Annotated in this window: 14 protein-coding genes and 1 tRNA gene; 6 read left to right on the forward strand and 9 right to left on the reverse strand. The window is 37.3% G+C overall.

What is annotated here, in order from left to right; all coding sequences use genetic code 11:
* Window positions 1-47: 47 nt before the first annotated feature.
* The 4 genes from C9J40_RS06000 to C9J40_RS06015 form a co-directional block, all read right to left on the reverse strand.
* Window positions 48-2,189 carry a TonB-dependent siderophore receptor gene (locus C9J40_RS06000; RefSeq protein WP_233217765.1) on the reverse strand — a complete coding sequence of 714 codons (2,142 nt, stop codon included), beginning with the start codon at window positions 2,187-2,189 and terminating at the stop codon, window positions 48-50.
* A gap of 501 nt (window positions 2,190-2,690) precedes the next feature.
* Entirely contained in the window at window positions 2,691-4,631 is a 1,941-nt protein-coding gene (locus tag C9J40_RS06005; RefSeq protein WP_107207538.1) for a monovalent cation:proton antiporter-2 (CPA2) family protein, read from the reverse strand.
* Between the two features lie 11 nt (window positions 4,632-4,642).
* Window positions 4,643-5,257: an NAD(P)H-dependent oxidoreductase gene (locus C9J40_RS06010; RefSeq protein WP_107207537.1), complete on the reverse strand. Its 615-nt coding sequence runs from the start codon at window positions 5,255-5,257 to the stop codon at window positions 4,643-4,645.
* Window positions 5,258-5,427: 170 nt separating this feature from the next.
* Window positions 5,428-6,342: an AraC family transcriptional regulator gene (locus tag C9J40_RS06015; protein WP_107246153.1), complete on the reverse strand. Its 915-nt coding sequence runs from the start codon at window positions 6,340-6,342 to the stop codon at window positions 5,428-5,430.
* Window positions 6,343-6,569: 227 nt separating this feature from the next.
* Between C9J40_RS06015 and C9J40_RS06020 the strand changes: the two genes are divergently transcribed.
* Entirely contained in the window at window positions 6,570-7,721 is a 1,152-nt protein-coding gene (locus C9J40_RS06020; RefSeq protein WP_107246155.1) for an iron-containing alcohol dehydrogenase, read from the forward strand.
* Window positions 7,722-7,790: 69 nt separating this feature from the next.
* Here C9J40_RS06020 and C9J40_RS06025 read toward each other — a convergent pair whose 3' ends face one another.
* On the reverse strand, window positions 7,791-8,258 hold the full coding sequence (locus tag C9J40_RS06025; RefSeq protein WP_107207534.1) for a GNAT family N-acetyltransferase: 468 nt from the start codon (window positions 8,256-8,258) through the stop codon (window positions 7,791-7,793).
* Between the two features lie 131 nt (window positions 8,259-8,389).
* Window positions 8,390-8,887, reverse strand: coding sequence for a lipopolysaccharide transport periplasmic protein LptA (gene lptA / locus C9J40_RS06030; RefSeq protein WP_107207533.1), 498 nt, complete (start codon window positions 8,885-8,887; stop codon window positions 8,390-8,392).
* A gap of 382 nt (window positions 8,888-9,269) precedes the next feature.
* Here lptA and C9J40_RS22115 point away from each other — a divergent pair, with 382 nt between their 5' ends.
* From C9J40_RS22115 to C9J40_RS06040, 3 genes are all read left to right on the forward strand, one after another.
* The gene (locus tag C9J40_RS22115; RefSeq protein WP_199187177.1) at window positions 9,270-9,413 is read left to right on the forward strand and encodes a hypothetical protein; all 144 of its coding nucleotides are present in this window, start codon (window positions 9,270-9,272) and stop codon (window positions 9,411-9,413) included.
* 145 nt (window positions 9,414-9,558) lie between these two features.
* Entirely contained in the window at window positions 9,559-10,203 is a 645-nt protein-coding gene (locus C9J40_RS06035) for a DUF1007 family protein (protein WP_233217767.1), read from the forward strand.
* A gap of 19 nt (window positions 10,204-10,222) precedes the next feature.
* Window positions 10,223-11,215: a nickel/cobalt transporter gene (locus C9J40_RS06040; protein ID WP_107246156.1), complete on the forward strand. Its 993-nt coding sequence runs from the start codon at window positions 10,223-10,225 to the stop codon at window positions 11,213-11,215.
* A 16-nt stretch (window positions 11,216-11,231) separates the two neighbouring features.
* On the opposite strand, the gene C9J40_RS06045 is transcribed toward C9J40_RS06040, so the two are convergent.
* Both C9J40_RS06045 and C9J40_RS06050 read right to left on the reverse strand, forming a co-directional pair.
* Window positions 11,232-11,633, reverse strand: a complete 402-nt coding sequence (locus C9J40_RS06045) for an ACT domain-containing protein (protein WP_107207531.1) — start codon at window positions 11,631-11,633, stop codon at window positions 11,232-11,234.
* A gap of 45 nt (window positions 11,634-11,678) precedes the next feature.
* Window positions 11,679-12,977, reverse strand: a complete 1,299-nt coding sequence (locus tag C9J40_RS06050; RefSeq protein ID WP_107207530.1) for a lipopolysaccharide biosynthesis protein — start codon at window positions 12,975-12,977, stop codon at window positions 11,679-11,681.
* A 747-nt stretch (window positions 12,978-13,724) separates the two neighbouring features.
* Here C9J40_RS06050 and C9J40_RS06055 point away from each other — a divergent pair.
* Window positions 13,725-13,798 (forward strand) — tRNA-Gly (locus C9J40_RS06055).
* A 181-nt stretch (window positions 13,799-13,979) separates the two neighbouring features.
* Window positions 13,980-14,102 (forward strand): hypothetical protein, encoded by a 123-nt coding sequence (locus tag C9J40_RS22330; RefSeq protein ID WP_255418313.1) that lies wholly within the window; start codon window positions 13,980-13,982, stop codon window positions 14,100-14,102.
* Between the two features lie 41 nt (window positions 14,103-14,143).
* On the opposite strand, the gene C9J40_RS06060 is transcribed toward C9J40_RS22330, so the two are convergent.
* Window positions 14,144-15,037 (reverse strand): hypothetical protein, encoded by an 894-nt coding sequence (locus C9J40_RS06060; RefSeq protein ID WP_107246158.1) that lies wholly within the window; start codon window positions 15,035-15,037, stop codon window positions 14,144-14,146.
* Window positions 15,038-15,092: the final 55 nt, after the last annotated feature.

Here is a 15,092-nt window from a genome sequence, read left to right on the forward strand (position 1 = left end):
AACACAACTTTACCTGGAGTGAAATAGTTACTCTGCATTCCGCCTCATTACAATTTTGTCCATGAAAAACGTAAAAACGCTGTTTCTTCTAATGGTACTTTATTCGGTAAATCTTCATATGTTGAACTACCTAAACCATCAACCACAAACTCAACCAGTGGCCAATCTTGATTGTATTGCCACGCAACACGCACATCCATTGTCGTTATTGCAGGCGGCTGATAAAAATCAAGAGATGATGATACCGAGCTCTTATGTTTTAGCCAGCCATCTATTTGCCATTGTGAGTTAATCGTCCACATCATTTGTAACGAAACGTAATGTTTTGGCTGAAGATTATACAAAACTTTGTAACCGCCATTATCATAGCTATTACATGTCATATATTCTGTACTGCATTCAGCCTGAGTATCAATATAACTGTATGATGTATTGATATTTATATCATTTGCTGGCTGCCAAAACAGTGACAATTCAGCACCGTAACTTTGTGCATCAATAGCATCAACTAATTTAAACTCGTGAACGGCTAATTGACCAGGTTGTGTCGAACCATCAACACATTCACCGTAGCGACAATACCATGACCCATTATCAAGCATCCGCAAATTTTCATAGTGACTTAGGAAAATCGTTGTATCGAACGATAATGTATCTGAGAGTTTCCCTCTATATCCTGCATCCCATGTAACAACCGATTCATTATCCATATCAGAATTACCCGCCGTCAACGCAAGCATAGGATATTGGGCATAACAATTTTGCTGTGAAACATCACAATTAGGCAAGGGTGCAACTACAAATCCTAATCGATATAAATCAGTCGTCGAATCAACCGAGGAAGGTGTTACAACAGCTCGACCAACGCCCGCCCAGAATTGATGATCATCAGAAGCGCGATACAACAATCTCGCTTGAGGCTGAATCTCAGTCGTATTATTTCGAGTGAAATGTTCAACTTTTCCTCCTATGCTAGAGGTGAACTTATCTGTTAGCCGAGTTTCTAATTGCGAGAAAACATTATAAATTTGCTCGCGTTCTATTTGCTTCGAACTAGTACGACGATATGGCTCCATACCAAGGTAAAAGTCTGCTTTTTTCTCAGGAACTTTTATTTTGGTATAACGCGCACCTAAGCCTAATGTCAGCTCATTATTTTGATTTATTTGCTTGATTGCTAACACATCTGTATTAAATGTATCGTATTCACCATTCGCGGAGGGTTCTGTTCTTGAGTTACTATCAACCCACAATGTTGCTTCATACTGCGTATCATCAACCGTTTTACCTAGGTTTAAATTAGTATAAAAACCACGAGAATAATCTTCTAGCCCTACTTTATAGCCAACGACAGCACTCATTGGATCATTAGGGTAAAAGGGGGTCTCTAAAATTTCATAACGATACCAATCAGAATGTTCAGACTTGGTATGATAACCGCCTAACTGAAATGTTAAAAATCGATCATCTTCAACATAATCCGTACGAAATGAAATATCATAACTATTCCATTCATCATCATTGAAAGTGTAATAGTCAGATTGAACACCTTTCATTGATAATCTTGCTGTTGTCACATCATTAATTTGAAAACCGTTACGATAACTAACTTCTTTATAATTATATTCACCTACAGCGACTTCAAGAAATTGTCCCAACGTTTCATTACTATTTTTAGTAATGATATTAATGACGCCGTTAGTTGCATTCCCCCCCCACATTGTCCCGGCAGAACCGCGTAATATTTCAATGCGATCAATGTCATCTAAAATAGCATCAATAGTGTGCCAAAAAGTCCCTGACATTAAAGGACTAAATACACTACGACCATCAACCATGACTAATAATTTGTTAAATAATGCCTCGTTTAAACCACGTAAGGATACTTGCCAATTAAATTCACTGATTTTAGTTACCTGTACTCCTGGCGCTAAAGTTAAGGCTTCAGCTATAGAACGAACACCACTGCGCTTAATTTGCTCATTGGTAATAACATAAATAGCAGCAGGCACATCACTTAACGATTGCTCTTTCTTTGCAGCCGTAGTAACTGTCACACTTTGCGTTGTGAGGTCATCTAAATCCATCGACATCAAGTCATCAATTTCAGATGCTAATGAAACATTGCCGTAGCTAGAAAAACAAAGTACTGAAAATAAAATAGATGGTTTGATTAAGTAATTTTTCATAATTATTAGAAAGTAGAAATCTCAAACTAATTCTAGCAAAGTAGTTCTGTTTTTTAATAATTACAATTTATAAACTTCAAATAGCCAGCAAAATACCCCAAGGGAATAATTGATAGTAAAAAATATTCTTTTTCATTTATAATGTAACAATTAGATAAATATATAGCTAACATAGCGATATCCAAGAAGTTAAATATACATTTATTATCATAACAATTAATAATTCACTATTAATTTGATTCCAAAAAGGAATTATTTTTTTCTTAACGAAATGTAAATAATCCGATCAAGTTAACATTAAGTTCATGATTTATTAACAGTACTAACATTGGTGAAACCGGATTATCTCTAAGATTATTTTTTATTAGCCATTATCCGCAATAAATAAAGGTGATATCTAGAAATTCGACACTGATTCAATATTCTAATTAATAATTCACTCAATTAAAAAGGAGCTTTGCAGCTCCTTTTCTATGGCTTAGAAATGATAGTCATCAGCTATTAGTGATCATGCTTTTCAACTAAATCTTGTTCTACTTCATCATTAAACACTTTAGGTGGTGGCGTCCAACCACGTTCTGACTTCGTATGCTTGTCAGTCCGCTCTTGTTTCATTACATCACTTAATGTTGACTCTAATTGGTTAAACAATTCCACATAAGAGGTATTAAAACGATCTTCTTCTGTACTTTCTAACCATGTTTGATAAAGCTTCTCTTTACTTCGGGCTTCAGTTTCAACAAATGTAGCCTTTTGCTGCTCAGCTCTGAATGGATGCACCCCTAAATTTTTCAGCGCTTCTGTGCCCAAGGCTAGTGCAGAGCGGTATGTTTCACTGATCACGTAATCAGCACCAGCGCAACGTAACGAATAATGATGACCTCGATCATAAGCACGTGCTAATACCCGTACTTGAGGATATGTTTGCTTAATATAATGAACAAGCTCTGTGGCTCGTTCTTTATCATCAATGGCAACAATAAACAGTTTTGCATCTTCAATACCTGCGGTATGAAGCAAATCATGTCGCGTCGCATCACCAAAGAAACTCTTAATATTAATTTGGCGCATGTTGTCAATTTGCGTTACAGAGTGGTCAAGCACGACTGTTTGCACCCCATTAGATGCCAATAGTCGGTTTACAATCTGACCAAAACGGCCAATACCCGCAATGATGACTTTCCCTTGCTCATCTATTTCATCAGCTTCACGCTCGTTTTTAGCCTCGCAGAAACGAGGTAAAATCACACGATCATATAAAATAAATAGACCTGGTGTTAAAAACATAGATAGCGCAACCACCAGTGAGAGTGTTTGGCTCATTGACTCAGGTAGAACGTTGTTTTGTACGGTATAGCTTAATAATACAAAACCAAATTCACCCGCTTGCGCCAAACTTAACGCAAAGAGCCAACGGTCGCTGCCTTTTACCTTGAAAATAAAAGAAAGTACCAACAGAACAATAAACTTAACCAACATCGCACCAATGGTTAAGCCAATTACTGTGCCAAATTGATCAAACAGTACGTTGAAATCAATACCCGCACCAACAGTAATAAAGAAAAGCCCTAATAGTAACCCTTTGAAAGGCTCGATATTAGATTCAAGTTCATGTCTAAATTCACTATTGGCAAGTACCACGCCAGCAAGGAAAGTACCGAGTGCTGGTGATAAACCAATTAGACTCATTAAGGCAGCAATACCAATAACTAACATCAATGCTGTTGCGGTAAAAATTTCACGCAAGCCCGATGAAGCAACAAAACGGAATAACGGACGGCTTAAATAATGACCACCAACTACAACACCAGCGATCGCTAAAATAATTACAATCGCATAAGCCCAACCGGGAAGACTCGCTACTAGGCTAAGATCATCATGATGTTCAGCAGCTTTTGTCACAACGGCTTGTGACTTTGCCACTAATTCAGGTACTGCCAGTAAAGGGATCAAAGCTAACATTGGGATGACGGCAATATCTTGAAACAGCAATACTGAAAATGCGCTTTTTCCACCTTCTGTTTTACTTAGCCCTTTTTCACTGAATGTTTGCAGTACAATCGCAGTAGAAGAAAGTGAAAAGATAAGACCAATAGCAAGGGCGTAAGACCAAGCAATATCAAATAAATGTGCAATACCCATCACGGTTAAAGCGGTAACAACCACTTGTAGACCACCTAAGCCTAATAAGCGATGACGCATACCCCACAACATTTTAGGCTCAAGTTCTAAACCGACAACAAACAGCATCATAACGACACCAAACTCAGCAAAATGCTGAATCGTCGTGGTTTCGCTACCAACTAAACCAATAACGGGGCCAATAACCACACCTGCGATTAAATAACCCAGTACTGAACCTAGCCCTAATCGCTTAGCAAGCGGAACAGCAATAACGGCGGCCACCAAATAGATGAAAGCCTGCAAAAAATATCCAGTCATAGTCGTCTCTTCTATTTAATGACTAATTCTAGGCTGTGATTCATTTTTGATAATTTACTCGCAACCTCATAGTTGAATTTATTATCTTGAATCGCAATCAGAACACGTTTCCAATCTTTAATGTGCTGTTCAATACGGTTTTCTTCATTCGCCATGCCCGCACCAAAAAGTGCAAATGGCGCTAGAAAATCCATACCCGTTAGCTCTGCCATTTGCTCTAGAGGTTGTAATAACTCACGAATGGTATAATGGTTAAAACCTTCTTTACGATAACTTGATTCAGGGCCTCCGGCTGTCAAAGCACAAACAAATTTTTTACCAACCAGTTCATTCCCTTCACTGCCATATGCAAACCCGTACTCAAGCACTAAATCTTGCCATTCTTTTAATAACGATGGGGTGGAATACCAATAGAGTGGAAACATAAACACAACAACGTCATGTTCACGAAGGCGCTGTTGTTCTTTATCTATATCAATACGATAGGTTGGATATTCGGCATATAAGTCAACGCACGTTACATTGGCTATAGTTTTAGATGCATTAAATAAGGGTACATTGATCTCTGAACGATTTGGCGAAGGATGGGCAAATAGGATCAGAATTTTAGGTTGAGACTCAGGCATGATTTTCCTGTTTTAATAATATTTCGTTCCACGACGACGATGTGACAACTAACCGCTTCTAAAGTTCCGCACTATGTATACAAACAACAAGTTACATCCCTAAAAAGAATAACGATTATACCTGAAATTACACAATCAACTTTAGTTAAATATTTATTGATATCTATAGATTATTTTCGTGAATAATCTGAAATTTCATCAATACGGCTAGGTGGTACACCAAAATATCGCTTAAATTCTCGGCTAAATTGAGCAGCACTTTCATATCCTACTCGTTGAGACGCAAGGCTGGCTGAAAGACCTTCTTGTAAAATATAGTTTTTAGCATGATTCAGCCGAATTTTTTTGATGTACTGTAAAGGAGGATCCGTGACAACTTGTTTAAAAACTTTGTGAAAAACTGAGACGCTCATCCCAGCCATTGCAGCTAGTTCATTAACATGTAATTTTTGCGCAAAATTCTTTTGCACATGGCCGATCACGGCCGAAATTTTAGCTAAAGAACTGTCTTGCTCGCAGTAGTGTGCCAATAAATAGCCTTTCTCACTTTGCAATAAGTAATAGAAAAACTGGCGGAGAATCGAGGGGCCAAGTACCTTAGCATCAAGAGGATTATGCAAAACATTAAGCAACTCCAACATACAAAGATACATTGACTCAGTCATTGGTGCAGGGGAAACACCACAGCGTGTGTCTAACTCTCCCCAATTTTTAGATTCTAATTCCATATCAGAAACTAACTGGCTGATCACATTAATATCAATATCAATATTGATCCCCATTAATGGTTCTTGCTGAGAGGCAAATGTTTCACATGTTATAGGATAAGATGTCGACACAATAAGACATTGTTCAACGTCATAACCAAACTGATGTTGATTTAAATGCCCTATTTTACTTCCCTGAAAAATAACAACTATTCCTTGTTCATACATTTGTGGCGTCAGCTTATGGTAACGATCAATGCGAAATAATCGCACACCAGTTAGCAACGTATGCACCCGATTAGTTTGGTCTGATATTTTGTAATATTCACATAATTGACTAGCAACTATAGCTAGCTCTCTTTTAAGCTCAGCTCTCATTGTAAATCCATCAAACCTGTTCATTAACGATCGACATAACAGTCATTGTTTTGCCATTCTACACCTGTTTACCTTATAACTAACATATCAAGCAAGGTGGCTAAAATAGAAATAGGCAAGAAATAAAGAGAATTATGTATTTAGTTTATCCTACGTTCGCTTCTACACTAGAGATCTCAACACAATAATTAGAATATCAATATCACAACGATATAACGGAGCCTACAATGGATAAGTTTACCTACCAAAACCCTACAAGTATTCATTTTGGTCAAGGTCAAATCGCGGCAATTAGCCAAGCTATTCCTAAAGATAAAAAAGTATTGGTTATTTACGGTGGCGGTTCTATCAAATCAAATGGTGTTTATGACCAAGTAACAGCAGCGTTGGACGGATTTAACTGGGGAGAATTCTCAGGCGTTGAGCCTAATCCACAATATGACACACTGATGAAGGCTGTCGAGCTTGTTAAAACAGAAAGTTATGATTATCTATTAGCGGTAGGTGGTGGTTCAGTTGTCGATGGTACTAAATTTGTTGCCGCTGCTGCCTGTTATCAGGGAGAAGATCCTTGGAACATTTTACTTAAGCAAGAGCCTGTCACTAAGGTTGTTCCTCTTGGTTGTGTATTAACCTTGCCTGCAACGGGTTCTGAAAGTAATGGTGGTTCTGTAGTTTCGCGTGGTAAAGACAAGTTATTCTTTGGCTCGCCACTCGTAAAACCTGCATTTGCTATTTTAGATCCACAAACAACATTGAGTTTATCTTCTCGCCAAGTAGCAAACGGGGTTGTTGATGCCTTTGTTCATACAATGGAGCAGTACTTAACTTATCCGGTGAATGCAAAAGTCCAAGATCGTTTTGCTGAAGGTTTACTGCATACCTTAGTTGAAGAAGGGCCAAAAGCATTAGCCACACCCGATGATCTTGCCGTTCGAGCCAATATTATGTGGTCTGCCACTCAAGCACTCAATGGTTTAATTGGTGTTGGCGTTCCATCAGATTGGACAACACATATGATTGGCCATGAATTAACAGGTAATTACGGTATTGATCATGCTCGTACGCTAAGCATTGTATTACCTGCTGTTATGAAAGTACGTCGTAAAGAAAAAGAAGCAAAATTATTGCAATATGCTGAGCGTATCTTTGGTTTAACAACAGGTACAGCAGATCAACGTATTGACGCTGCGATTGAAAAAACCATCGCCTTTTTCAAACAAATGGGTGTACCAACAACACTTACTGACGTTGATTTAGGAGAAAAAGATATCGATGTTCTTATCGAAAGCCTTAAAAAACATGGCATGATCGCATTAAGTGAACATCACGATATTACGCCAGAGATAAGTCGTAAAATCTTAATGACGGCATTATAAGTTTATATTGTAATACGCTAACAATTTGAAAAAAGGGAGCATTAGCTCCCTTTATTATTTTTGTAATCACTAAACCGAAATAGTAAAACGCTGGCGAGTAACATCACCCCAGTAGCTATCGTGATAAATATCTTCAACATACTGTTCATTTGTGTACGCACCGATAGCACGACGCCAAAAAGCAATCGCATGAACTGCGCCTTCAATTTGCTTACTTTCCCATTCACCTGGCATCATTGAAAACAAGCTATGTGCGAAACGTTGACCTGCTTTATTTTTACGAAAGACAGGCACAACATAGAAATCACATACCTCATAATGACTGTTACCATGGTCAGCAATCGCTGCTAATCCCGCTGGCACACCATCAAAATATAAAAGAAAGCCAAGTACATTACCTTCTATTGGCGTATCAAGCGCAAATTTACCATCATTATCAGGCACTTTTTTCGTCAGTGGTGAAAACTCAGCTTCATATGCCTGAGTTAAGTTTAAATAAATGGTTATGTTTGAAGCATTAACTTGTACTAATTCCACTGCAGCGACCTTCTTTATCTATTTTATTAATATTTCTATAAGATCATTGATCAGTTTTTGAACAACGTGCAAAATCTATGTCAATCTGACCAAATATAAACAAAAGCAATAAAGACTTCTGCTTATTTTGCTCATCGGTTATTTAAATTTTCAGGCAGTAAAACAGTATTCACTTGGCGTGACTTAGAGCCTTTTGCTTGCATCACCTGAGAAGCCAAGTTATAGCTTATTTCAGCCGCTTGGATCGTACTGCCATTTTGAGTTATTTTAGCCTTATCTTTTAACACCATCATGTTATTTGTTGGTGTATAAATGCCGTAAAGCGACTCTCCATCCACCACCTTTCCATCTTCCATTACACGATGAAAGTAAGCGGGTTTACCATAAACTTCCACACTCTTTAGTGCTTTTGTTTTGCTGTCCAGCTTTATCACGGCCTTGTCCGCTTTAATCTGAACGCCACCCTGTGTGATATCAACCTTTCCAGTTAAGGTTGTGATATTATTGATAACATCAACATCTTGTGTAATTGCTGCCAAATGGATAGGGAGCTGTGTATCTGCTTTTTCAGCCCATGTCGATGAACTCAGTAACAACATACATCCAGCCACAAATAGCTTTAATTTCATACTTAGTTTCTTCTACTCTATTATTTACGTCTTCTTTGCTTATTATACCTTGAAAATCAGCAAATAGCGGCAAAGCGATGAATAATTTGAAATGGCGTTTTTTATTTCATCAAAACGGTCACTAATACCAAGTTTAGCCTTACCTGTATCACATAGTTCAAAATTAGTACTATCTACAGGCTAAATACCAGTTTATAGATTATCTTACTGCACATATTTATATTGAAGAACTATACAACTTCAAACTCTAAACGATATAAAACATTTATCAATCAGTTAATTAAACTACGTATCTTCTAACAACTAAGATTTGACATGTCGTTAACACACCTACCGCGATGCGTGTTATTAATAAAGAAATACATCGTATTGGATGTGCTAAATGATCATCAGACAGAAGCTATATATCGCATTGGGCATAGTGTTAACGCTGATTGCAGGCTTTGACCATAACCAACCACTCGCCATCTTTGCTGGTATCATTATTGCCACTTCTGCATTTTTACTCGCAGAATTAAAACCCTAGTCTTAATTACCATATATCCTCAAGATTATTTGCACTGAATTCACTTTGTGCAAACAAAGGGCACTGTTATAATATAACATTACTTTAGTCTTCTTTGATGCTTAAACATAGTGCCAAGCTTGTAAATATGGAGATTGCATTTTCTATGCGTTGGATTTCTTTTCCTGCAATATTACTTTCGTCTTTAACCTTGTTTTCAACCGCTAGCCAAGCACATCCACACTCATGGATTGATATGAAAACCTATATCCAAGGTGATAAAAAACAAATCACAGGATTTAAAATGGTATGGACTTTTGATGCTATGACAACAGCATATATGCTGGACGGTGAAGATATGTCGCCGGAAAGCAAAACAGAAACACTTGCTCGTGTTGGTGATTCTGTAATGAAAAATATGATGAATGAGCATTATTTTACTTACTTTTATAATGACCAAGAACCAATCAAATATAAAATTGCTACCGATGGAGTATTAACAAAAGATCGCGCTAAAGCGACACTCACATTTGAACTTCCACTGTCTAAACCTCAGCCACTAACCAAAGATTCATTACGACTACTTATTTTTGAACCAAGTTACTATGTTGATATGTCTTGGAAAGCAAAAAACGACATCATCTTATCGCCAGAGTTAAGCAAAGTCTGTACTTTTGACCTCGTTGAGCCTAACCCAAGTCCAGAGCAAATGCTTTATGCCCAATCATTACCACCTGATGCCGATCCCGATAATGCACTTGGTCAACTATTTACTCAAACAGTAAAACTGCATTGCCAATCAGCCGACTAACTCTTATTAAAGGATTTCCATGGAGCACCATCATTCCGAGCAACATACTCATACGAACAAAGGAAACTATTGGTTAGGCGCAACCCTTGTAGCCACTTTTTTAATTATTGTCGGTTATTTACTTTGGCACAATTGGCCAACGTTAATGCTTAGCACCATAAAATGGCAACGTGAAATAAACGGTCAATTGAGTGACTTGCTTTATGATGCAAAAGAAAACCCCGCTGCTATCTATTCGCTGGCTGGCGTCAGCTTTTTATATGGTGTATTTCATTCATTAGGCCCTGGACACGGCAAAATGATTGTAACGACCTATCTAGCAACAAACCCAGCTAAAGTAAAAGCAAGCTTAATCATGACGGTTATCTCTGCTTTTTTACAAGCCTTAGTGGCTATAGTGCTAGTTACCGTTCTACTGGTGTTTTTTAATTCATCGATGCGTGAAATTAATAGCGCAGCAGACCGATTCATCACACTTAGCTTCGTGGCCATGTTATTACTGGGTGTAATTGTTGCTTACCGAGCTTTAAAACAAAGCTGGCAATTATACAAACAGAAAACCCATAAACATGACCATACTCATCATAACCATAACCATAGCCATAGCCATAGCCATAGCAGTGATTGTGGTTGTGGGCATAAACACTTTGCTGATGCTGATAGTATTAATCAAGCAACCAATATGCGTGAATATATTGCAATTATCGCCAGTATTGGTATTCGTCCATGTACAGGTGCGATATTAGCACTACTTTTTGCCAATATGGTTGATATGTACTGGTTAGGTGTAGTGAGCGCTTTACTGATGGCTGTGGGAACGGCGCTGACGACTTCAACGATCGCTACAATGACACTTTCGGGTAAAAAGCTGGTAACAAAATATCTTGCGTACTCTGATCACCAGCATTCATTTGCCCCATTAGTATTTAAGCTATTTGGGGGCTTATTGCTCATCGGACTTGGTTTACTGCTACTTAATAGTCAAAGCTATGGGATGTCGCCAGTACTCTAAATAAATCTTTTCTATGCTAGCGTTGCGATAATTCAGTTAACGCTAGCATAGCTTGCTCGGCATGATTTTCATTGACGAAAATATGATCATGATAAAACCCTGCCATCACATTGGCGCTAATTCCATGCTTCGCAAGCTCTGATGCTACAGTAGCCGTTAAACCAACAGCTTCCAAACTGGAATGTACTTTTAATGTAATACAGCGATACACATTATTGATTTCAATATTATGCTGGACTGCACTTTCATAACTTAAAATGAATGTCATTCCTTCTTCTTCACAAAATGTCGCTAATGGTGACATAGAAGCAATAGCATCTAGATTAGTATTTTCTGTGCAACAAAAAATATAACGCGTAAGGCTTAATTCTGGTTGTAAATTCATCAGAAGCTCAGTTAAATCAGTGATACCAGCCATTTTTCTTTTTCCCTAAAATCAATCCAAGACAATATTAAGTACAAGCTAACTATTGGATAAAGCCAGCTTATACCCGTTTAATATTTTACGTTCAGCAATCGTTGATAGAATGAACATCATTACATAACCTAAACATAATGCGACAATAATAGCGACAACATTTGCAGTAAATATCGATAATAAATAATAACTTGCTATTAGCGTGATGATACCACTAAGACGAATGAGTAAGCTTAATGTGAATTTCCCATGGGCTTTTATATAGGCTAATTGGTAAGCATTTAGCATCATAAAAATAAAGAACATAGAAAAATGAAATAATACAATAACGGCACCATGATACTGAGGGGGAAAAACAAAACCTATAATTTCACGCCCACCGATAAGCATGATGAGGAAAAATGTCACACTCACCATTGCTGCGAGACGAAAAATCCAACGCCTTATTGCTTTGACTTGTTGGTGATCACCTTGCTTAATACATAAGGTTAACTCAGGCAAAACAAAACGATAAATAGGAAAGACAAATAACATCGTCATATAAGTGAATATCGGACGAACAACGACTTGGAAATCGCCAAGTTCATCTAAGCTAAAGTGCGTGATAGTCAATAAAACCGTAATATAAATCATCAATATACTCGCCCCTGCTTCTAATGAGGCAGTGAAGCTTTTGCGAACATAGTTACGCATATTAGGATCAAGTTGAACCGATTTTATTGGTTTCGTCGCAATTTGTTTACGTCGCTTCCAATACATAAAATGGGCAGCAACAAGCGATGAAAATGCCATGCTATAAAACAATGAGGCAAGTGGTGTAAAGTGCAATACGTAGTAACAAATAACAAAGCCCGCTACATTCGTAACAGGCTCTATCCAAGTCACTTTATTAGACACATCATACAAACGGTACATGGCTATCAAGTTGGTAAAATAAACCTTCATTCCCATGCTAAAAATCACACCAACCATTTCGAAATAGCCAACGTTGATGTGTAATTCGTGTTTAATGTATGGAAGTACAACTCCCCATGTTAAGAGAACAATCGTGATCAAGCAAAACCGGAAAATATTGATAATGTCACGATCATTATTCGTTTGGCTGTAAGTCACAACCATAGAAGAGCGAAAACCCGTCATTAATATTAATGATAGAGATACAATATCTATCACACTATTAAACAGCGCTAAGTCGTCTTTATTAACCCACTGAGCGAGCCAAATCTTGAATAAAAAACCAATAGAAATACTGGCTAGTGTCGCGGCAGCGCCTGCTTTAAAAGCCGTTTTCAATCGAGATAAAGCATCTTCACTTGATGGCGGGGCAATATTTTGCTTTTCCATATATATAAACAATAAATCATCAGACTGATTATAATACGTTATTTATCTTTAAATATCTCTCGTAAATATAATAATCCATTAATCCTTTATTGGTTATATTTCTTTAGGTGATGAGTATAATGACTCAAAAATATTTAATTCTGATTCAAGTTCTGACAACAATAATGAAACATTTGCAACATCACCATTATTAACACAGATTTTAATTTTATCACGAATAGTTTTAATTTTATTTCTACTAATAGTAATTAACGACATTTCTTGAAGTCCAACGTAAGATAATACAATTGTAATATGTAAAAGACATTGTCCACCCCAACGATATTTGTTTGTTAGGACAATGACATTTCTTTATTTGAGCTTGAATAATACCTTTAAATGTGACGCATGTCACACTTATTGCAAGGGATGGGTCACATATTAGCCGAGTAAACTATTTAACGCTTAGAAAAGACAGTTATTGATTACTTCACTTTCTGCTTATATACGGCTTAAACGTCAAAAAAGCAGTATCTAAACGGTTTAAACGGCGATTTTCCATATTATTAAATATGTAATGGGAATTGGTAGAGATTTATAATAACCCAATATTACATGTGGTATACGTACCAGAAATCGAAATAATACAGATACAAATTGCTATAAGTTACAGTCATTCTTTATTAAAGTCATTTTGTTAATAATTAACTCTCTTCATCATTTTTTAATTGACTCATCACATAGCAAAACTTATTGTAAAACAACAGAGCGGATATCGTATAATGGTATTACCTGAGCTTCCCAAGCTCAAGACACGGGTTCGATTCCCGTTATCCGCTCCAGTCTTTAACAAGGCCTGCATTCTAATTTTAACGAACTGATTCTCTTATCTATAACGTCAATATTTTGATTAATATTAATCCTCTGACTTTCCTCATGATACACACAAAATTCTGCCCACTTGAATCTCTTTATTTAACTGCGTAAAGTTGCCTCCCTTACTACGACTAACTGAGATAAATAATGAATAATTGGATTATATTAGCCTTTCTTAGCATATTCATTATCGGCTGTGCTCACTCACTATCAGAAGGCACATCGATTCAAGCTCATGGCAATGTTGAAATGAGCCGCAGTATTAAGTAATTATAAAAATAAAGACCAACATGTTTTGTTGGTCTTTATGTTTAATCTCCCAACACCACACCAAAATGTTCGTCACAGGATACGTTGCTTGGGTTACCACCCGAATCATAACCACAATAATCAAGCTCTAATATATTGTATTCTTGGCGTGTTTCTTCTAATAACTGCACAAACTCTTCTTTTGTCACCTTACGCTCTCGATAGTAACTCGCATATGTTGATGATCCCATAAAGAAACCTTGAGCAGTACGCACTCGCGTATCGTTCGGTGGTAGTGTCGTTAGCTGATTTTGGGTAAAACTCCCATCGGGTAAACGCACTTGATACAGTACAGTATCATCACCGATCAATGTTGTTGTGGTACTTAGCGTCATACCAAAAGCTTCAAATGGTCCAGATAAATTACCATCACAATCTGACGCGCTTTGATCAGCACTAAAGACTTTTTCATTACCGTTATCACCGCATATACCAGAGCCAACAACATCTTCAACAGAATCACATTCAGATGAATTTTTAGCTGGGTACAAAAATACGTTACGCTGCTTAATACTGTTGCCAATGACTTCTAAATGGATAAATCCACGATAGTGATCGTAACGATATGGCCAACTCGCAGAAACATTGGGATCACCATCTGCCCCTAAAAAGGTATATTCGCCAACCCACCAGCCTTCTTCACGTTGCCAAGGAACAAAATCGAGTAAATTAACACTTTCTAAGTCGCATTCAGGTTCTGGAGCCGATTGAGTCAAGAACTCAGACTCAGACTCAGACTCAGACTCAGACAAGTTATCATCTACCGCTTGCACTTCAACTGATTCTGATTGTACTGGTTCTGGCGTTGTATTAACTTTTACCGCATTTTCATTATCACTGTTACAAGCCATCATTGAACCACACGCTATCAACGTTAAAAATATTCGCCAAGCCATAAACTACAACCTATTAATCATCTCTTAATAGAACAATGTAGTTTGCAAATGTATG

Source organism: Photobacterium sp. GB-72 (assembly GCF_003026095.1).
Taxonomy (GTDB): Bacteria; Pseudomonadota; Gammaproteobacteria; order Enterobacterales; family Vibrionaceae; genus Photobacterium.

Bases quoted from the DNA above. Each gene is read 5' to 3' on its own strand.
- C9J40_RS06035 (WP_233217767.1), top strand. From the start codon at position 9,559: ATGCGTTGGATTTCTTTTCCTGCAATATTACTTTCGTCTTTAACCTTG.
- C9J40_RS06045 (WP_107207531.1), bottom strand. From the start codon at position 11,633: ATGGCTGGTATCACTGATTTAACTGAGCTTCTGATGAATTTACAACCA.
- C9J40_RS06020 (WP_107246155.1), top strand. From the start codon at position 6,570: ATGGATAAGTTTACCTACCAAAACCCTACAAGTATTCATTTTGGTCAA.
- C9J40_RS22115 (WP_199187177.1), top strand. From the start codon at position 9,270: ATGATCATCAGACAGAAGCTATATATCGCATTGGGCATAGTGTTAACG.
- C9J40_RS06000 (WP_233217765.1), bottom strand. From the start codon at position 2,189: ATGAAAAATTACTTAATCAAACCATCTATTTTATTTTCAGTACTTTGT.
- C9J40_RS06015 (WP_107246153.1), bottom strand. From the start codon at position 6,342: ATGAGAGCTGAGCTTAAAAGAGAGCTAGCTATAGTTGCTAGTCAATTA.
- lptA (WP_107207533.1), bottom strand. From the start codon at position 8,887: ATGAAATTAAAGCTATTTGTGGCTGGATGTATGTTGTTACTGAGTTCA.
- C9J40_RS06005 (WP_107207538.1), bottom strand. From the start codon at position 4,631: ATGACTGGATATTTTTTGCAGGCTTTCATCTATTTGGTGGCCGCCGTT.
- C9J40_RS22330 (WP_255418313.1), top strand. From the start codon at position 13,980: ATGAATAATTGGATTATATTAGCCTTTCTTAGCATATTCATTATCGGC.
- C9J40_RS06060 (WP_107246158.1), bottom strand. From the start codon at position 15,037: ATGGCTTGGCGAATATTTTTAACGTTGATAGCGTGTGGTTCAATGATG.
- C9J40_RS06050 (WP_107207530.1), bottom strand. From the start codon at position 12,977: ATGGAAAAGCAAAATATTGCCCCGCCATCAAGTGAAGATGCTTTATCT.
- C9J40_RS06010 (WP_107207537.1), bottom strand. From the start codon at position 5,257: ATGCCTGAGTCTCAACCTAAAATTCTGATCCTATTTGCCCATCCTTCG.
- C9J40_RS06040 (WP_107246156.1), top strand. From the start codon at position 10,223: ATGGAGCACCATCATTCCGAGCAACATACTCATACGAACAAAGGAAAC.